Annotated in this window: 16 protein-coding genes and 1 pseudogene; 7 read left to right on the forward strand and 10 right to left on the reverse strand. The window is 71.6% G+C overall.

Going from position 1 to position 17,381, the window contains the following annotated elements:
• Nucleotides 1–3: 3 nt before the first annotated feature.
• Nucleotides 4–1,203, forward strand: coding sequence for a Gfo/Idh/MocA family protein (locus tag AC07DA_RS29590; protein WP_479131286.1), 1,200 nt, complete (start codon nucleotides 4–6; stop codon nucleotides 1,201–1,203).
• Between the two features lie 27 nt (nucleotides 1,204–1,230).
• Here the strand turns inward: AC07DA_RS29590 and AC07DA_RS29595 are convergent, their stop codons facing one another.
• The 4 genes from AC07DA_RS29595 to AC07DA_RS29610 form a co-directional block, all read right to left on the reverse strand.
• Entirely contained in the window at nucleotides 1,231–1,926 is a 696-nt protein-coding gene (locus AC07DA_RS29595) for a L,D-transpeptidase family protein (protein WP_479131287.1), read from the reverse strand.
• Between the two features lie 182 nt (nucleotides 1,927–2,108).
• Nucleotides 2,109–3,023, reverse strand: a complete 915-nt coding sequence (locus tag AC07DA_RS29600) for an SDR family oxidoreductase (protein WP_479131288.1) — start codon at nucleotides 3,021–3,023, stop codon at nucleotides 2,109–2,111.
• Nucleotides 3,024–3,112: 89 nt separating this feature from the next.
• Entirely contained in the window at nucleotides 3,113–3,742 is a 630-nt protein-coding gene (locus tag AC07DA_RS29605) for an MBL fold metallo-hydrolase (RefSeq protein ID WP_479131289.1), read from the reverse strand.
• Complete coding sequence (locus tag AC07DA_RS29610) at nucleotides 3,742–4,827, reverse strand: S-(hydroxymethyl)mycothiol dehydrogenase (protein WP_479131290.1); 1,086 nt, start codon at nucleotides 4,825–4,827, stop codon at nucleotides 3,742–3,744. The genes AC07DA_RS29605 and AC07DA_RS29610 overlap by 1 nt, the downstream gene beginning before the upstream one ends.
• 162 nt (nucleotides 4,828–4,989) lie before the next feature.
• On the opposite strand from AC07DA_RS29610, the gene AC07DA_RS29615 reads away from it, so the two are divergent.
• Nucleotides 4,990–6,744, forward strand: a complete 1,755-nt coding sequence (locus AC07DA_RS29615; protein ID WP_479131292.1) for an ABC transporter ATP-binding protein — start codon at nucleotides 4,990–4,992, stop codon at nucleotides 6,742–6,744.
• Between the two features lie 57 nt (nucleotides 6,745–6,801).
• Here the strand turns inward: AC07DA_RS29615 and AC07DA_RS29620 are convergent, their stop codons facing one another.
• Nucleotides 6,802–7,089, reverse strand: a complete 288-nt coding sequence (locus AC07DA_RS29620; RefSeq protein ID WP_479131293.1) for a hypothetical protein — start codon at nucleotides 7,087–7,089, stop codon at nucleotides 6,802–6,804.
• A 139-nt stretch (nucleotides 7,090–7,228) separates the two neighbouring features.
• On the opposite strand from AC07DA_RS29620, the gene AC07DA_RS29625 reads away from it, so the two are divergent.
• Nucleotides 7,229–7,594 carry a nuclear transport factor 2 family protein gene (locus AC07DA_RS29625; RefSeq protein ID WP_479131294.1) on the forward strand — a complete coding sequence of 122 codons (366 nt, stop codon included), beginning with the start codon at nucleotides 7,229–7,231 and terminating at the stop codon, nucleotides 7,592–7,594.
• Nucleotides 7,595–7,845: 251 nt separating this feature from the next.
• Here AC07DA_RS29625 and AC07DA_RS29630 read toward each other — a convergent pair whose 3' ends face one another.
• A complete protein-coding gene (locus AC07DA_RS29630) occupies nucleotides 7,846–8,055 on the reverse strand; it encodes a hypothetical protein (protein ID WP_479131377.1) in 210 nt (69 codons plus the stop codon).
• Between AC07DA_RS29630 and AC07DA_RS29635 the strand changes: the two are divergent.
• Together AC07DA_RS29635 and AC07DA_RS29640 are read left to right on the forward strand one after the other, a co-directional pair.
• Nucleotides 7,976–8,894 (forward strand): annotated as a pseudogene (locus AC07DA_RS29635) (cytochrome c oxidase subunit I); the annotation flags it as partial. The gene AC07DA_RS29630 and the pseudogene AC07DA_RS29635 overlap by 80 nt on opposite strands.
• Nucleotides 8,891–9,241 (forward strand): hypothetical protein, encoded by a 351-nt coding sequence (locus AC07DA_RS29640; RefSeq protein WP_479131295.1) that lies wholly within the window; start codon nucleotides 8,891–8,893, stop codon nucleotides 9,239–9,241. The pseudogene AC07DA_RS29635 and the gene AC07DA_RS29640, both read left to right, overlap by 4 nt.
• Before the next feature lie 16 nt (nucleotides 9,242–9,257).
• Here AC07DA_RS29640 and AC07DA_RS29645 read toward each other — a convergent pair whose 3' ends face one another.
• Nucleotides 9,258–10,196 (reverse strand): NAD(P)-dependent oxidoreductase, encoded by a 939-nt coding sequence (locus AC07DA_RS29645; protein ID WP_479131297.1) that lies wholly within the window; start codon nucleotides 10,194–10,196, stop codon nucleotides 9,258–9,260.
• A 155-nt stretch (nucleotides 10,197–10,351) separates the two neighbouring features.
• On the opposite strand from AC07DA_RS29645, the gene AC07DA_RS29650 reads away from it, so the two are divergent.
• Nucleotides 10,352–11,344, forward strand: a complete 993-nt coding sequence (locus AC07DA_RS29650) for a GlxA family transcriptional regulator (protein WP_479131374.1) — start codon at nucleotides 10,352–10,354, stop codon at nucleotides 11,342–11,344.
• A 1-nt stretch (nucleotide 11,345) separates the two neighbouring features.
• Here AC07DA_RS29650 and AC07DA_RS29655 read toward each other — a convergent pair whose 3' ends face one another.
• Nucleotides 11,346–12,005: a TetR/AcrR family transcriptional regulator gene (locus tag AC07DA_RS29655; RefSeq protein ID WP_479131299.1), complete on the reverse strand. Its 660-nt coding sequence runs from the start codon at nucleotides 12,003–12,005 to the stop codon at nucleotides 11,346–11,348.
• Nucleotides 12,006–12,164: 159 nt separating this feature from the next.
• Here AC07DA_RS29655 and AC07DA_RS29660 point away from each other — a divergent pair, with 159 nt between their 5' ends.
• On the forward strand, nucleotides 12,165–13,418 hold the full coding sequence (locus AC07DA_RS29660) for a YncE family protein (protein ID WP_479131301.1): 1,254 nt from the start codon (nucleotides 12,165–12,167) through the stop codon (nucleotides 13,416–13,418).
• Here AC07DA_RS29660 and AC07DA_RS29665 read toward each other — a convergent pair.
• Nucleotides 13,399–15,270, reverse strand: a complete 1,872-nt coding sequence (locus AC07DA_RS29665) for an endoglycosylceramidase (protein ID WP_479131302.1) — start codon at nucleotides 15,268–15,270, stop codon at nucleotides 13,399–13,401. The genes AC07DA_RS29660 and AC07DA_RS29665 overlap by 20 nt on opposite strands.
• A 58-nt stretch (nucleotides 15,271–15,328) precedes the next feature.
• Entirely contained in the window at nucleotides 15,329–17,326 is a 1,998-nt protein-coding gene (locus AC07DA_RS29670) for a GTP-binding protein (protein ID WP_479131303.1), read from the reverse strand.
• Between the last annotated feature and the right edge of the window lie 55 nt (nucleotides 17,327–17,381).

Genomic DNA, 17,381 nt, shown 5'->3' on the forward strand with positions numbered 1-17,381 from the left:
TCCATGACGTTCTCCCTCGGCATCGTCGGCGCCGGACAGTTCTCGGGCCAGTTCGCCACCCTTTTCCAGGCCCATCCCGGCGTCAGCGCCGTCTACGTCACCGACCTGCTGCCCGAGCGGGCGGAGCAGCTCGCCGCCGCGCAGCACCTGGCCGGCACCTTCCCGTCGTACCAGGCCATGCTGGAGTCGGAGGACGTCGACGCCGTCGCGATCTTCACGCAGCGGTGGACACACGGGCCGCTGGTGCTCCAGGGGCTCAACGCCGGCAAGCACGTGTACTCGGCGGTCCCCATGGCGATCAGCACGGAGGAGATCGCGGCGATCATCGACGCGGTCAAGGCCACGGGGCTGACGTACATGATGGGCGAGACCAGCGAGTACAACCCGGCCACCGTGCACGCCCGCAACCAGATTGCCGAGGGCGCCTTCGGGCGGCTCTTCTACGCCGAGGGCGACTACGTCCACGACATGGACCTGGGGTTCTACGAGGCCTACCAGTACAGCGGCGGCGAGAACTGGAAGGCGACCGCCAGCTATCCCCCGCTGTTGTACCCGACGCACGCGGTCGGCGGGGTGCTGGGCGCCTGGAAGACGCACGCGGTCAGTGTGTCGGCGATCGGTGTCGTCGACGACCGCGGCGACGGCGTCTTCGACAAGGAGGTCAGCCAGTTCGGCAACGACTTCTCCAACGCCACCGCGCTGTTCGAGGTGGCGGGCGGCGGCTCGTTCCGCACGAACGAGTTCCGGCGGGTCGGCTACCCCTCCCACATACGTGAGTCGCGGTTCCGGTTCTTCGGGACCGAGGCGAGCATGGAGCAGCTCGCCACGGTCGCCCTGTGGCAGGACAAGCAGGGGGTGAAGGACATCAGCGAACTGCTGGAGCCCAAGCCCACGATGTCCCCCGACGATCCGTCGTTGCGGCACATCGCGCCGGAGCTGCGGGCCGCCTTCACCTCCGGTTCGGCGCCCGTGCACGACCGCGCACGGCTGCCGCGGGAGTTCGACCACCTCCACAACGGCCATGAGGGCAGCCACCACTTCCTGGTGGACGACTTCGTGACCGCCGTGAACCAGCGCACCCTGCCGTCGGTGAACGCGTGGGTGGCCGCCCGTTACACCCTGCCGGGCATCATCGCGCACGAGTCGGCGCGGCAGGGCGGTGTGCGGCTGGAGATCCCGGACTTCGGGGACGCCCCGCAGTAGGGGCCGACGCGAGCCGGGTGCCCGGGATCAGGTGCCCGGCTTGCGGCCGTAGACGAAGACGTCGTCGCCCTTCTTCAGCATCGACCAGTACTTCTTGGCGTCGGTCTTGGTCATGTTGACGCAGCCGCGCGAGCCAGGCGGGTTCCACATGCTGACGTTCGCCTGGTGGAAGGCCTGCCCGCCGTCGAAGAACTGGGCGTAGGGCATCGGCACGTCGTAGATGGACGAGACGTGGTCGATGTTGCGCCAGTAGATCTTCTTCAGGCCGGTGCGCGTCTCGTCGCCGTCACGGCCGGTGCGGACGGGGACCGGGCCGTAGACGAGCTTCTTGCCGTCCTGGATCCAGCTCAGCTGGAGCGTCAGGTTCACACAGGCGATGCGGCCCTTGTTCACCGGGCACTTGCCGTCCTTGTTGGGGTTCTTCCCGACGGCCTTCTGCTTCTGCATCAGGTCCATCACGCCCCAGGTGACGGATCCGGCGTAGCCGATGTTCGGGGTGATGCCGTGCTTGGTCTGGAAGGCCTTGATGGCCTTGCAGTCGGTGGCGGACTGCTTGCCGTCGACCGGAAGGCCGAGGAACTTCTCCACCTGCTTCTGGTACGGCCCGGTCTGCGTGGTGCAGCTCGCGGCGGCGGCCGGCGTGGCGCCGAGCGCCAGCGTGAGCGGTGCCACCAGTGCGGTGAGCCCGAGTGCGACGGCACCCCGTCTGCGTACGTCCCCCATGGCTGGTCATGCCCCTTCGCGTCAGTGGTCTGCGATGTCTGCCAGCTAGACGGGCGAGCCCGGGGTGTGGTTGTGCGGCCGACGGGGCTGCGACGGAACAGTGACAATCCCCACCGGCGCATGACAGATATACGGCTACACAACAGGCATTACGGACACGGACTGTTCCGCAGGTGCCCTGGTCACCGGTAACCGGTCGTGTCGGCCGGCTTGCCCGCGTCCTGGACCTCGACCAGATACCGCCAGGCGTCCGGGCGGCTGCCGTCGAGGTCGGTGAAGCCGTACACCTGGGCGAGGCCGCCGCTGGAGAGGGAGGTGCCGTTGAAGCGGGTCACGTCCGGGTCTGCGGCGAGCGCGGTCACGGCCCGGCCGACGTAGCGCGGGGTCTCCGAGATGGCGAAGTGGGGGACGCGTTCCAGGGCGTCGCGCCAGTTGTCCTCCCGCACCCCGTAGGTGTCGAGCATCAGCTCCGAGCGCAGCCAGCCGGGAGTGAGGGCGACGGCGGTGGCGCCGCGCGGGCCGAGTTCGTGGCCGAGGGCGAAGGCCATGCGCAGGACGGCGCTCTTGGCGAGGTCGTAGAAGAAGTTCACGCGGAAGTGGTCGCCGTTGTACTCGGCGGTGCCGTCGGTGACCTCGACGACCAGGCCGCCGGGGTTGCGCAGCAGTAGGGGCAGGGCGTGGTGGCTGGTGATCGCGTGCGTCTCGACGGCGAGGCGCAGCAGGCGCAGGCCCTTGTCCAGGTCGTGCTCCCACAGCGGGGCGTCCCACTCGAAGAGCTTCTCACCGCCCCAGATGTCGTTGACGAGGACGTCGAGGCGCCCCTGCTCGTCGGCGATCCGGTCCACCACGGCACGGACCTGTGCGGGGTCGAGATGGTCGGCGGGGACCGCGATGCCCCGGCCGCCGGCCTCGGTGACCAGGTCGGCGGTGTCCTCGATGGTCTCCGGCCGGTCGTACTCCGAGCGGCGCTCCCGGGTGGTGCGGCCGGTGACGTAGACCGTGGCGCCGGCCGCGCCCAGTTCGACGGCGATCCCCCGTCCCGCGCCCCGGGTCGCCCCGGCGACCAGTGCGACCTTGCCCTTGAGCGGAGCTGACATGTCCGGCCTCCCGTGCCCTCGACTGCGTTGCGGTCCCAGAGTGCCGGGTAAGCCGGACATCTTCTGTCGCCTTTTACGGCGACACGCGATCAGTGGCCCCGGGCGATCCACTCCTGCAGCTGCGGGGCCTCCGCGCCGATCGTGGTGGAGTCGCCGTGGCCGGTGCGGACGGTCGTCTCCGGCGGCAGGGTGAGCAGCCGGTCGCGGATCGAGTCGATGATCGTCGGGAAGTGCGAGAAGGACCGGCCGGTGGCGCCCGGACCGCCCTGGAAGAGGGTGTCGCCGGTGAAGACGGTGCCCAGTGCGGGGTCGTACAGACACACCGCGCCGGGCGCGTGCCCCGGAGTGTGGATCACCCGGAGGTCGGCGCCGCCGGCCTCGATGACCTGGCCGTCGACCAGCCAGGCGTCGGGCTCCCGGTCGGGGTGGGTCCGCTTCCACAGCGGCAGGTCGTCGCGGTGCAGCCAGATGGTGGCGCCGGTGCGTTCGGCGAGCGCGGGGGCGGCGTCGATGTGGTCGTTGTGGGCGTGCGTGCACACGATCGCCGTCAGGCGGCGGTCGCCGACGGCCTCGGCGATGGCGTCGGCGTCGTGGGCGGCGTCGATGACGACCACCTCGTGGTCGTCGCCGACGATCCACACGTTGTTGTCGACGTCCCAGGTGCCGCCGTCAAGGGTGAACTGCCCGGAGGTGACGAGGTGTTCGACGCGCGTGGTCATCAGAGCACCACCACCGAGCGCAGCACGTCACCGTGGTGCATCCGCTCGAACGCCTTCTCCACCTCGTCGAGTCCGATGGTCTCGGTGACGAACGCGCCGAGGTCCAGGCGTCCCTGCAGGTGCAGGTCGATCAGCATGGGGAAGTCCCGGGAGGGCAGGCAGTCGCCGTACCAGGACGACTTCAGCGCCCCGCCGCGGCCGAAGACGTCCAGCAGGGGCAGTTCGAGCTTCATCTCGGGGGTGGGCACGCCGACGAGGACGACCGTGCCGGCGAGGTCGCGGGCGTAGAAGGCCTGCTTGTAGGTCTCCGGGCGGCCGACGGCCTCGATGACGACGTCGGCGCCGAACCCGCCGGTCAGCTCGCGGATGGCCGCGACGGGGTCGTTCTCGCGCGAGTTGACCGTGTGGGTGGCGCCCATGGACCGGGCGGTGTCCAGTTTGCGGTCGTCGATGTCGACGGCGATGATCGTCGCCGCTCCGGCCAGGTGCGAGCCGGCGATGGCCGCGTCCCCGACGCCGCCGCAGCCGATGACGGCGACCGAGTCGCCCCGGCCGACGTTGCCGGTGTTGATCGCCGCCCCGATGCCGGCCATCACGCCGCAGCCGAGCAGCCCGGCCACCTGCGGGGCCACGTTAGGGTCGACCTTGGTGCACTGCCCGGCGGCGACCAGCGTCTTCTCCGCGAAGGCGCCGATGCCGAGGGCCGCGGACAGCTCCGTGCCGTCGGTCAGCGTCATCTTCTGCCGCGCGTTGTGCGTGTCGAAGCAGTACCAGGGCCGCCCGCGCAGACAGGCCCGGCACCTGCCGCACACCGCGCGCCAGTTCAGGATCACGAAGTCGCCGGGTTCGACGTCGGTGACGCCGTCGCCCACGGCCTCCACCACGCCCGCGGCCTCGTGGCCGAGCAGGAACGGGAAGTCGTCGTTGATCCCGCCCTGCTTGTAGTGCAGGTCGGTGTGGCACACACCGCAGGCCTGGACGCGCACGACCGCCTCGCCCGGGCCGGGGTCGGGCACCACGATGGTCTCGATCCGCACCGGCTCGTCCTTGCCGGGTGCGATCACACCGCGTACTTCCTGCGCCATGCGCTGACTCCTTCGTCGGCCGGGGTCCGTCCCTTCCGACCCTACGCGCGACTGATCGGTGAGGGGCGCGGATCCGCCACCTGTCCCTGCGTGGAAAGAGCGGGCCGCGCGGCCCGGCACCGACGTAGCCTGAACGCTCCCGCCCGACGCCGAAGGAGCGACGTGAGCATCGCAGAGACCGACGCCGGCCCGCCCCCCTGGCGGCTGCTCCTCGGCTACGTACGGCCGCACCGCCGTGCCCTCGTGGTCGGTGCCGTGCTGTCGCTGGTCACCGGGGCGACCGGCCTGCTGCTGCCGCTGGTGGCGCGTGGCCTGATCGACGACCTGGCGCACGAGCGGGCCATCACCGGCGCGCTGCTGGCCATGTCCGGCCTGGTGGTGGCCAACGCGGCGGTGGGCGCGCTGGGTTCGTACGTGCTGCAGCGGACCGCCGAGTCGGTGGTGCTCGGCGCGCGGCGTGCCCTGTCGTCGTATCTGCTGCGGCTGCGGATCCCGGCCGTGGACCGCACCGAGCCCGGTGACCTCATGGCCCGCGTCACCTCCGACACCACCCTGCTGCGCGCGGTCACCACCGACTCCCTGGTGGGCCTGGGCACGGGCGGGCTGACACTCGTCGCGACCGTGGTGGTGATGGGCCTGGTGGACGCCGTGCTGCTGGGCGTCACCGTGGCGGTGCTCCTGGGTGCGGGCGTCGTCCTCGGCGTGATCGTGCCGCGCATCAACCGGGCGAGCCGGCGGGCGCAGGACGCGGTGGGCGCCATGGGCGCCTCGCTGGAGCGGATCCTCGGCGCGCTGCGCACGGTGAAGGCCTCCGGCGCCGAGCACCGCGAGGAGATCACGCTGCACGTGGCGGCGCAGGAGTCGTGGCGGCAGAGCGTGCGGGCCGCCAAGTGGTCGGCGGCCGCGGGCAACACGGCCGGGCTCGCCCTGCAGATCGCCTTCATCACCGTGCTCGCGGTGGGCGGCGCGCGCGTGGCGACCGGCGCCGTCGACGTGGGCACCCTGGTGGCGTTCCTGCTGTACGTGTTCTACCTGATGTCGCCGATACAGCAGGTCGTCGGCGCCGTCACGCAGTACCAGACGGGCGCCGCGGCCCTCACCCGCATCCAGGAGGCGCTGCGGTTGCCCGCAGAGCCGGCGGCCGGGCCTGCGCCGCTGCCCTCCCCCGACGCCGTGCCCGCCGCCGTCGCCTTCGACGACGTGCGCTTCCGCTACGCCGAGGATCTGCCGCCCGTCCACCACGGCGTGACGTTCGCCGTCCCCGCCCAGGGCATGACGGCGTTCGTGGGCCCCTCCGGCGCGGGCAAGACCACCGTGTTCTCGCTCATCGAGCGGTTCTACGAGCCCGAATCCGGGGTGATCACGCTCGACGGCCGGGACCTCGCCGAGTGGGAGCTGCCCCGGCTGCGCGCCGCGATCGGCTACGTGGAGCAGGACGCGCCGGTCCTGTCGGGATCCCTGCGGGACAACCTGCTGCTGGGCCGGCCGGACGCGGGCGAGGACGCCCTCGCCCGGGTGCTGAAGACGACCCGTCTCGACGGACTGGTCGCCCGGCTGCCGGACGGGCTCGACACGCTCGTCGGGCATCGCGGCACCAAGCTGTCGGGCGGTGAGCGGCAGCGCGTCGCCATCGCCCGGGCCCTGCTGCGGCGGCCCCGGCTGCTGCTGCTCGACGAGGCGACCTCGCAGCTGGACGCGGTGAACGAGGCGGCGCTGCGCGACACCGTCGCGGACGTGGCCCGGACGACGACGGTCCTGGTGGTCGCGCACCGGCTGTCCACCGTGACGATGGCCGACCGGATCGTGGTGATGGACGCGGGCCGGGTCAGGGCCGTGGGCACGCACCGGGAGCTGGTGACGGCCGACCCGCTCTACGCGGAGCTGGCGGCGACGCAGTTCCTGGCCGCAGCGGACTGAGCCCCGGCACGTGTGAGGGCCGCCCGGATCCGGGCGGCCCTCACACGGACGCGGCCGTCAGCGCACGTTCGGGACGAGGCCGAAGACCGGGGAGACCATGCCCGTGACCTGGTTCAGCTGGTTGAGGTCCTTCAGGCGCTTGAGGCCCTCCAGCTGCGTGGAGGGCCGCGGGATCTCGTCCTTGTACTCGGCGGGCAGATCGCTCACGGTCAGCGAGTCCAGCGTGGTCATCGGGCTGAGCGGGCTCTTCGCCTCGGCGTCGGCCGCGTGCGCCATCGGTGCGGCGAGGCCGGTGACCCCAGCGGCGAGACCAACGGCGGTGACGATACGTCGTGTTGAGATCAAGTATGGGGCCAACGCGTCCGGGTCCCCGGCGGACACGGGCGGGCCGCCGCGCTCACCCGTCAGGCCCAGCGTCCAGCGCTTGCCGGGGCCGCCGGGCGGGTGGAGGCTCGGGAGGAGAGACCCTTCGAAGGAGGTCACCATGGGAACCGCCGCAGACCCCGCCTTCGACAAGGAGACACTCCGCCGTGGCCTGGAGGGCGAGAACCCGGACATCCTGCTCTCCCTGTACGCCGACGACGCCGAGCTGCGGATCGTGGACCGCACGACCCAGCCCAGTCATCCCAAGGTCCTGCACGGCCGGGACGAGATCGGCCGGATGCTGGAGGACGTCTACAGCCGCGACATGTCGCACAAGCTGGAGCGCTGCGTGATCGAGGGCGACGAGGCCGCCTACAGCGAGAGCTGCGAGTACGCGGACGGTGTGCGCGTCCTGTCGGAGTCCATGCTGTCGCTGCGGGACGGCAAGATCACCGAGCAGACCCTGGTGCAGGCCTGGGACGAGTAGGAGACGCCCGGCCGGGCTTGGTCGGGGTGATCCGGACCGTGACCGGCGCTGCGATTTAGCACCAGCGGGGAGGGGCCTCCCCGCGAAGTCGATGCCGTGCGCCGGGGGCCGAGCGGCACACCGGCCCGTGAGCGGATCATGTCGCGGGCGCGCCGGGGGCTCTCACCGGGCGGACGGACGCGGTGCCCTGTCCGGCCGGGTGCCGGTGGGCGAGGGCGCCGCGTCCGTCACGTCCTCCCGGTTGCACGTGATCAGCGCATCCAGGCGCTGTACGACATGACGGCGCCCTTGGCGACGCCGTACATGGGGTCGGGCGCCGTGAGGGTGGTCTCCAGGCCGAGGACGGCGCCGGTGGCCGGGTCCATGATGAGCATGTGGCGGAAGCACCTGTTCTGGTTCTTCGGCCACCCCGAGGTGTACATCATCGCGCTGCCGTTCTTCGGCATCATCAGTGAGGTCATCCCGGTCTTCTCCCGCAAGCCGATGTTCGGCTACACGGGCCTGATCGGCGCGACCATCGCCATCGCGGGCCTGTCCGTGACGGTGTGGGCGCACCACATGTACGTCACCGGCGGTGTGCTGCTGCCGTTCTTCTCCTTCATGACGTTCCTGATCGCGGTCCCGACCGGTGTGAAGTTCTTCAACTGGATCGGCACCATGTGGAAGGGCTCGCTGTCCTTCGAGACGCCGATGCTCTGGGCCACCGGCTTCCTGATCACGTTCGTCTTCGGCGGGCTGACGGGGGGGGCTGCTGGCCTCGCCACCCCTCGACTTCCACGTCTCCGACTCGTACTTCGTGGTCGCGCACTTCCATTACGTGATCTTCGGCACCGTGGTCTTCGCGATGTTCTCCGGCTTCCACTTCTGGTGGCCGAAGTTCACCGGGAAGATGCTGGACGAGCGCCTCGGCAAGATCACGTTCTGGACGCTGTTCACCGGCTTCCACGGCACGTTCCTGGTGCAGCACTGGCTGGGCGCCGAGGGCATGCAGCGACGGATCTCCGACTACCTGGCAGCGGAGGGACTCACGACGCTCAACACGCTGTCGAGCGTCTTCTCGTTCCTGCTCGGCATGTCGATGCTGCCGTTCTTCTACAACGTCTGGAAGACAGCCAAGTACGGCCAACGGGTCACGGCCGACGACCCGTGGGGCTACGGCCGCTCCCTGGAGTGGGCCACCTCCTGCCCGCCGCCCCGCCACAACTTCGTCGTCCTGCCGCGGATCCGCAGCGAGTCCCCGGCGTTCGACCTGCACCACGCGCCCGTCGCGGCGCCGGAGCGGGAGCCGACGCCGCGATGACCGCGACGGACGGACCCGGCGTGGATCCGCGGGCGTTCCACAACGAGGTCGAGGGTCATCTGCTCCTCGCCGCGGCACGTGCGGAGGCCCGCGCCGCCGCCGCCCGTTTCGCCGCCGGGCCGGAGTGGCTGCCGGCGGCGGAACGGGCGGAACTGGAACGGCGGTTCGCGGCGGAGCACCTCGCCCTGGCCCGGGCCTCCTGGGAGCGGACGGCTCGCCGCGGGGAGGAGCTGCGGGGCGAGTACGAGGCGGTGTACCGGACGCTGCGCACCCGGCTGCTGGCCGGCCTGCTGCTCGTGCTCGCACTGGTCGTGGCGGTGGACTTCGTGGTGCTGGCGTCGGTCTAGGCGGCAGTCGCCGAGGTCACGGGGCGGACCGGGGGACCCCGGCCGGCTTGCCGGACGAGACCGCCCAGCCCGCTCGGTCCGGGCGTGCAGGGCGCAGCACCTCGATGAGGGCGGCGTAGCTGTCCTGGCCGTGGCCCGCGGCGCTCGCCTTCTCCATCATGGTCTTCAGCAGTTCGGGGAGGGCGTTGTCGACGCCCCGGGCCTCCGCCGCGTGGATCAGGTGGTCGATGGCCGCGATCTGCACGTCGACGGTGGCGTCGTCGCCCGGGTAGCGGCCAGCGTCCACCTGGGGCGCGTACCGGGTGAGGAAGCCCGCCACGGCAGTCAGCCAGCGGACGGCGACGGGGGTGAACGCGGCGGCCGGTGTCCCCTCGGCGCCGGTCAGGGCCGTGCCGTGCAGCCAGCCGGTCAGGGTGGACCACATCAGGCCGAGCAGGGCGGCGTCGTAGAGGGAGGCGAGGCCCGGGTCGGCGCCGAGGTACAGGGGGTCGCCGAGGGCCGCGAGGGTGGAGCGGTGGGTCTCCAGGACCTGCTCGGAGCCGCTGTAGAGGAACATCATGGCGGGGTCGCCCACGCCGGGGGGCGTGGTCATGATGGCGCCGTCAAGGTATTCGGCGCCGAGGGAGTGCGCCCACGCGACGGCCTGTTGGGCCTGCTCGGGGGAGCCGGAGGTGAGGTTGACCAGGGTCCTGCCCCTGAGCGTCTCCGCGACCGGGTCGAGGACCGTGTGCAGTGCCTCGTAGTCGAGGACGCAGGCGATGACCAGCGGTGAGGCGGCGATCGCCTCCCGGGGTGTCGCGGCCGCGCGGGCACCGCGCTCGACGAGGGGCGCGGCCTTGTCCGGAGACCGGTTCCAGACCGTGGTCGGGTGTCCCCGGTCCAGCAGCGCGGCGGCCAGGGCCGAGCCCATCTGGCCCAGGCCGAGGACGGTGACGGCCTGCTGTGGTGCGGTCATGTCGCAACTCCTCGCTCTTGGAAGGGTGTTCGTGACTGCCGTGATCACGTACGAACACGCTCGCAGGGCGCGGGGGTCGGGGACAGTGACAGCGGTGACGGCCTCCACCAAATTCCTGCCATAAGCTTCGGGGCATGAGTGCCGGTTCCGTTGCCGTGGTGGTCACCGAGGACATCGGGGTCCCCTCGTGGGATCTGTACGAACTGAGCATCCCCTGCACCGTGTTCGGCAAGCCGCAGCCCGATCTCGCCGATCCCTGGTACGAGCTGAAGCTGTGCCGGGTCGGGGGCGGTGACGGGGAGGCGAACGGTGCCGGGCTGAGTCTGCGCACCCCCTACGGTCTTGACGACCTGGTCGGCGCCGACACGGTCGTCGTGCCGTCGGTGCCCGATCCGTGCGTCGAGGAGGGCAGGCCGCTGCCGCCGGAGCTGATCGACGCGCTGCGCCGGGCCCATGGCGCGGGCGCGCGGATGGTGTCCCTGTGCACCGGTGCCTTCGCGCTCGCCGAGGCGGGGCTGCTGGACGGGCGGCGCGCGACGGCCCACTGGATGCACACCGCCCAACTGGCCGAGCGCTACCCGAAGGTGGAGGTCGACGCGTCGGTGCTGTACGTGGACGAGGGTGACGTGCTCACCAGCGCCGGGCTGACCGCCGGGCTCGACCTGTGCCTGCACCTGGTGCGGCGCGACCTCGGCGCGCACGTCGCCAACCAGCTGGCGCGCCGCATGGTGGTGCCCGCCCACCGGCCGGGCGGGCAGGCGCAGTTCATCGAGCTGTCCGTGCCTGCCCGGGACGACGAGGGGCTGGCCCCCGTCCTCGCGTGGGCACGGGCCCACCTGGACCGGCCGCTGACCGTCGCGGACCTGGCGCGCCGGGCCGCGATGAGCCCGCGCACGTTCTACCGGCGCCTCCAGGCGGCCACCGGCACGACGCCGCTGCAATGGCTCCTGGACCAGCGGCTCGGGCGCGCGCGGTCCCTGCTGGAGTCGACGGATCTGCCCATCGAGAGGATCGGCGAGCTCAGCGGACTCGGCACGGCCAACAACCTGCGCCACCACTTCCTCAAGCACCTCGGGGTGTCGCCCGGCGACTACCGGCGGGCCTTCCCCGGAGCGCGGGCGGGCGGGCGCGGACCCGCCCGGGTCTGACTCAGCCGCGCGGGTCCCATCCCGGAGGGCGCAGGATGCCGAGCAGCTGGCGCACCAGTTCGTCGACGACCTCGTCCAGGGTCGCATCCACCCAGCCGGCGCTCCAGTCGTGGAGCAGGCCGTTGACGCTGCCGATGAAGCCGGTCGCCGCGAGGCGGTAGTCACGCGGGGCGGCCTCCCCGCGCGCGGCGGCCGCCCCGGCCTCGGCGCAGATGAGGTCGACCCAGCCGGCGCGGCGGGCGAGCCGCTGTTCCTCCAGGCGGGCGCTGACGCCGATGATCTCGACGAAGGTGATGCGGATCCGCCGCGGATCGGCGGCGAGGTTCCCGGCGTAGGCGCGGAAGATCGCGGTGGCGCGCTCGACCAGCGGCAGGTCCGCCGCCCCGGCGGCCGCCTCCAGCACCGCCGCCTCGGCCCAGCCGTTGACCTCCAGGTGCAGGGCGGCGAGCACGTCCTCCAGGGTGCGGAACTCCTCGTAGAACTGACGGGTCGACAGACCGGCGGCCTCACTGAGGGCCGCGACGGTGGTGGCGCGGAAACCGGGCGCACGGCCGAACAGGTCGAGCGCGGCGTCCAGGAACCGCCGGCGCCGCTCGGCCTGCCGCTCCTCGGCGGTCTTGCCGCCGTAGCGGCCGGTCGGCGCTCTGAGTCTGCCCGGCACCGGCTCTCCCTTCCTCGCGCGCACGTTCCTCGTCCGCGCACCGATTTTGTCGTGCACGCGGTCTTGTGGAGCAGGCGGCCCCTTCCTTACTTTGCAGTAAGTTGACTCTGAAAGCACGTGTGTTCAGATTCCTCACCCCACCCCGAGGAGGGATCAGCCATGTCCGTCTTCCGACGACGGCACCTGTGCTCCCTGACCGCCGCCCTCGCCCTGGCCACCGCCCTGCCCGTGACCGCCACCGCGGCGGAGCCGGGTTCCCCCGCCGCGCTGCGCGAGGTGCTGTTCGTGGGCAACAACTGGGACGGCACCGCCGATGTCATCCGGTCCACCGGCGACTTCGCGAGGATCGGCCGCATCAACGTCATCCCCGACAAGGACCAGCGGATGGCGGAGATCAACGCCGACCCGATCAGATGGATCGCCTTCATGACGATCCGCAACAGCGTCGGCGAGGGCCACGACCAGTTCGTGGACGACATGTACTCCACGCCGGACGGCAGGTCGGTGGTCGTCTCGCGGCCCAGCTTCGCCGACGTCGTCTCGATCGACCTCGCCTCCGGGCGGATCAACTGGCGCTTCCCGGTGTCCGGTTTCCGCGCCGACCACATGGCCGTCTCCCCCGACGGCGAGCGGGTCGCGGTGTCGGCCTCGACCGGCAACGCCGTGCACGTCCTGGACATCGACACCGGAAAGCAGCTCGGCAAGGCCGCCACCGGCGACAAGCCGCACGAGAACATCTTCACCAAGGACGGCAAGTACCTCTACAACATGTCGATCGGGGAGGTGAACACGCAGACCGACGCACCCTGGCTGGACTGGACGAAGGGCGACCGCCGCATCACCGTCATCGACGCGACCACGTACCAGCAGGTCAAGGTCATCGACATGCGAGCGCGCCTGGACGCGATCGGCCTGAAGGACTTCTCCGACGCGGTCCGCCCGGCCGTGTTCTCCCCGGACGAGTCGAAGCTGTACTTCCAGGTGTCGTTCTTCCACGGCTTCTTCGAGTACGACCTGGCCACCGACAGGATCACGCGCACGAAGACCCTGCCGAAGAACCCGGCGACCAGCGACGACCGCACCACCTTCGTCAACGACTCGCGCCACCACGGCCTCTCCATGAGCCCCGACGGCAGGAAGCTGTGCGTGGCCGGGACCATGGACGACTACGCCACGGTGGTCGACCGCGCCACCCTCCAGGAGGGCCCGCTCGTCACCGCCTCCAAGCCCTACTGGGCCACGGTCAGCGGTGACGGCAGGTCCTGCGTGGTCTCCGAGAGCGGCACCGACCAGGTCACGGCCATCGACTTCGCCACCGGGAAGAAGGTCGTGTCCGTACCGGTCGGTGACCACCCCCAGCGCGTCCGGCTCGGCCGGGTGGCGGCCGACTGGACTAGCCCGTCCGCCGGCTGACCTCCTTCGCCGCCCAGGCCGCCAGTTCCGCGCGGGCTGCGGCCAGCAGGTCCGCCGGGGGAGCCGTCGCCCCGTTGGTCACCAGCGCGTAGTGCAGGACCCCGGAGTCCGGCGCGGTGAGCAGCAGGCGGCGGCTTCCCGTGCCGCCCGGCTCCTCGGCCACCCCGACCGGGGTCGTCGCGGTGTAGGCCGGCGGGGCGTACACGGTGCCCAGGTCGGAGACGACCGTGGTGGACGCGGCCGGGAAACGCGCCGGCAGGTGCAGCTCGGTGGGCGCCGGGCCGCCGTTCGACCGCCACAGCAGCAGCCCGTACTGGCCCGACCCGACGAGGCGTTGCACGTGGGGCAGGGAACCGGGCACCGGGTTCCAGGTCAGGGTCGCCGAACCGTCCCGGGAGCGGTCCTCGTAGGTGAAGCCGACGGTCGTGCCGGCCGTGGCGCTCGGGTAGAGGCGGTCCAGCAGCCGGGCGTCCTGGCGCAGCACCGGCGTGCCCGTGTCGTCGAGGCGTACGGCGGACAGGTCCTCGTCGTTCCACGCGTCGCCTTCGGTGAGGACCTTGCCGGGGTTGCCGTTCATCAGCTCGTGGTGGCGGCCGTTGTAGATGTCCCACTGCCACTGCGAGCCGGAGAGCACGGGTCCCGAGGCCACCGGGTCGGACCACCACGCCCCGCCCCTCACCCGCGAGTCGAGGGCCTGGTACATCGCCTTGAGGACGGTCGGCGCCTTGTCGGCGACGGTGCCGGCCAGCGGGTGCCCGAACTCGCTGACCACGGCGGCCGTCCGCGCGGCGGCGGCCCGGTCGCGGACCGTGCGGAAGTCGCCCGCGTACTGGCCGTCGGCCGCCTTGCCCCACATGAAGACGCCGGAGATGGCCTTCTGGTCGTAGAAGTGGGTGTTGAAGACGTAGCGCGGGCCGAGCGGGCCGGCGTCCAGCAGGCCGCCCTCCTGCCGCTGGAAGTCGAGGTTGGCGTTCCAGAAGAGGTTCGGCTCGACGAAGGCGGGCTTGGCGCGCCAGCCGGCGGCGTCCATGCGGGCCCGGAACCTCTCGTAGAACGGCCACAGCACATCCCTCTCCCAGGCACGGCTGGACTGCCCGGGGTCGAGGACGCCGGCGTGCGGCTCGTTGTAGGGGTCGAAGCCGGCGACGCCCTTGAACTGGTCGGCGCTCAGATGCTGCCGGACGTACGCCATGGTCTTCTCGGCGGTGGCGAGGAAGGCGTCCTGCACGCCGTGCGCGTTGTGCCAGAAGTCGTACGCGGCCCGTTTCACGGCCTCGTTCTGGGTGATGTTCTGCCCCCAGAAGAGGCAGATGCCGCAGGACTCGTCGGGGTAGTTCCCGACGTCCACCGCCCACTCGGGGGCCCCGTCACCGGTGTACCAGCTGTCGGCGTCGAACAGGTGGCGGGAGTAGAGGTCCTGGTGGAAGTCCGGGTAGACGCGGATCCCCGCGTCGAGGAAGGCCTTCATCTGCTCGGTGGCCGCGGCCAGGTAGCCGGTGTCGACCCGGCCGCGCTCGGGCTCGGCGTACGCCCAGGAGAGCAGGAAACGCACGGTGTTGCCGCCTCCGAGGGCGCGCAGCGCGGTCGCCGACTTCCGGGCGTCGGCGACCGAGGCGAAGGGCAGGCCCTTGTTCTCGGCGAGTTTGGTCTCGCCGGAGACGTTGTAGCCGCGCAGCACGACCTCGCGGCCGTGGACGTCGGTGAAACGGCCGTCGCGCACGGTGACGGTGGGATCGTCGAACCAGAGGGAGCCGGACGGGGGCGCGGCGGTGGCGGGCGGGACGCCCGCCACCGACATCGAGCCGAACAGGATGGCCAGGACGACCAGGAGACGCGCTCGGATAGTCGGCATGTCCACTACAGTCCGGTGATATCAGGACACCGTCAACACCTCTGACTCCCGAGTAAGTTCACGTGTGCGGGAGGTGCACACTTCGATCGCCGGCCCTCCGCGTCACGTTGAGCAGATACTCCTTCCTGTTCAGGGGGTTGTGGTCGGTGCGCGGACGCTCGGGGACGGTGCCGTGGGTGACCGGGGCGTAGTGGGCGAAGGAACTCTCCAGCTCGCCCTCGCCCCGGGTCAGGCCCGGCAGCCGCTGTCCGAGGGCGTGCACCCGGGCCGTCGGCACGGTGCCCTCCAGCACGCAGAGGCCGTCGCGCTGGTCCGTCGTCTCCGGCACCGCCCCCAGCGCGGCGAGGACCGGCAGCAGGGCGCCCAGGGTGTCGGCCGGGGCCTCGACGCGGAAGCGGTGCAGGGGCTCGTGCACCCGCGTCCCGGCCCGCCGCAGCGCCTCGATCAGCACCAGCGGGGTCACGCCCCGGAAGTCGGCGCCGGTGCTCGACATGCTCTTGTCGAACCCCTGGTGTGCGTGGCTCTGCCGGGGCGAGTAGCCGCTGTGCGTCATGGTGACCGTGCAGTCCGGGACCGGCCAGCCGTGCAGGCCCTGGTCGAGGGTCTCGCGCACGGTGTCCTCCACGGCCTTGAAGAAGGCGTACGGCATGGAGCCGAGCTCCACCTCCAGCCCGAAGGCGATGCCCGAGCCGGGCGGCGCGGGCTCGACGCGCAGCCCGACCGTCGCGAGGAACGGGTTCGGAGCCTTGTGGTTGAACTCGACGGCGTGCCCCGTGCCCACGAGCCGTTCGACGCACAGCGGGGTGGTCGCGCGGAAGGTGACGTCGAGACCGTACTCGTCGGCGAGGGTGGCCTGGACGACCTCCTTCTGCACCTCGCCGTAGAGGGAGACGGCGGTTTCCTGCCGGCGTTCGTCGTGGCGCAGGCCGATCAGCGGGTCCTGTTCGGCGAGCTGGGTGAGCGCGAGGTGGAGCGCTCCCCGGTGGGTGTGCGGGCCGGGGACGACGACCGTCTCCAGGGTGGGCGGGGCGAAGAAGCGCTCCTCGGCCTTGCGGGGTTCGCCGAGGGCGTCTCCGGTCCTGATGCCGCCCAGCCCCCAGAGCCGGGCGATCCGGCCGGCGGTGACGGCGTCCGCGCGGGTGTCGGTGCCGTCGCCGAAGACGCTGATCGCGGTGACCCGGCCCTCGGCGCCGTCCGCGCCGAAGGGGACCCGGTCGCGGGTGCGCAGGGTGCCGGAGAACATCCGGGCGTAGGCGATCTTCTCCCCGGCCGGGCCCCGCTCGATCTTGAACACCGTGCCGGAGAGCGGCCCGTCCGCGTCCCCGTCCGCCGCCGGCAGCAGTTCCCCGATGCCGGTGAGGAGTTCCGCCACGCCGGCGCCCGTGGCGGCGGAGCCGAAGTGGACCGGGTGGACGAGGGCCCGCCCGGTCAGGGCGACGAGGGACCGGTGCGGGAGGGCGTCGGTGACCCGGTCTTCGACGTGTGCGGACAGCAGGGCGCCGTCGTACTCGGTCAGCACGTCGAGGGCGCCCGCGGCACCGGGCCCGGGGACGAAGCGGGCCGCGCGGGTCCCGAGGCCGGTGACCGTCCCCATCGGGACGACGGCGGGGGTCAGCCGGGCCGCGATCTCGCGCAGCACCTCCTGATGGCGTGCGCCGCCGCGGTCGATCTTGTTGACGAACAGCAGGGTCGGGATGCGCAGCCGCTGCAGCGTCCGCATCAGCACCCGGGTCTGCGCCTGGACGCCCTCGACGGCCGAGAGCACGAGGACGGCCCCGTCCAGCACGCCGAGGACCCGTTCCACCTCGGCGATGAAGTCCGGGTGACCGAGGGTGTCGATCAGGTTGACGGTCACGCCGTCGAGCGGGAACGAGACGACCGCGGACTTGATGGTGATGCCGCGCTGCCGCTCCAGCGCGAGGGTGTCGGTGCGGGTGTTCCCGGCGTCGACGCTGCCGATCTCGTCGATCACCCCGGCCGAATGGAGCAGCCGCTCGGTCAGGCTGGTCTTACCGGCGTCGACATGGGCGAGAATCCCGAGGTTGAGCACGTGCACGAAGCGTCATGTCCTTCACAGAGGGAGCCGTTGCTGACTGGGGGGACATGAACGC

This window comes from Streptomyces sp. NPDC044921 (assembly GCF_056432865.1).

What these genes read in the sequence shown, in the direction of transcription:
- AC07DA_RS29590 (WP_479131286.1), top strand. Translation starts at nt 4, where the DNA reads ATGACGTTCTCCCTCGGCATCGTCGGCGCCGGACAGTTCTCGGGCCAG.
- AC07DA_RS29595 (WP_479131287.1), bottom strand. Translation starts at nt 1,926, where the DNA reads ATGGGGGACGTACGCAGACGGGGTGCCGTCGCACTCGGGCTCACCGCA.
- AC07DA_RS29600 (WP_479131288.1), bottom strand. Translation starts at nt 3,023, where the DNA reads ATGTCAGCTCCGCTCAAGGGCAAGGTCGCACTGGTCGCCGGGGCGACC.
- AC07DA_RS29605 (WP_479131289.1), bottom strand. Translation starts at nt 3,742, where the DNA reads ATGACCACGCGCGTCGAACACCTCGTCACCTCCGGGCAGTTCACCCTT.
- AC07DA_RS29610 (WP_479131290.1), bottom strand. Translation starts at nt 4,827, where the DNA reads ATGGCGCAGGAAGTACGCGGTGTGATCGCACCCGGCAAGGACGAGCCG.
- AC07DA_RS29625 (WP_479131294.1), top strand. Translation starts at nt 7,229, where the DNA reads ATGGGAACCGCCGCAGACCCCGCCTTCGACAAGGAGACACTCCGCCGT.
- AC07DA_RS29630 (WP_479131377.1), bottom strand. Translation starts at nt 8,055, where the DNA reads ATGACCTCACTGATGATGCCGAAGAACGGCAGCGCGATGATGTACACC.
- AC07DA_RS29640 (WP_479131295.1), top strand. Translation starts at nt 8,891, where the DNA reads ATGACCGCGACGGACGGACCCGGCGTGGATCCGCGGGCGTTCCACAAC.
- AC07DA_RS29645 (WP_479131297.1), bottom strand. Translation starts at nt 10,196, where the DNA reads ATGACCGCACCACAGCAGGCCGTCACCGTCCTCGGCCTGGGCCAGATG.
- AC07DA_RS29660 (WP_479131301.1), top strand. Translation starts at nt 12,165, where the DNA reads ATGTCCGTCTTCCGACGACGGCACCTGTGCTCCCTGACCGCCGCCCTC.
- AC07DA_RS29665 (WP_479131302.1), bottom strand. Translation starts at nt 15,270, where the DNA reads ATGCCGACTATCCGAGCGCGTCTCCTGGTCGTCCTGGCCATCCTGTTC.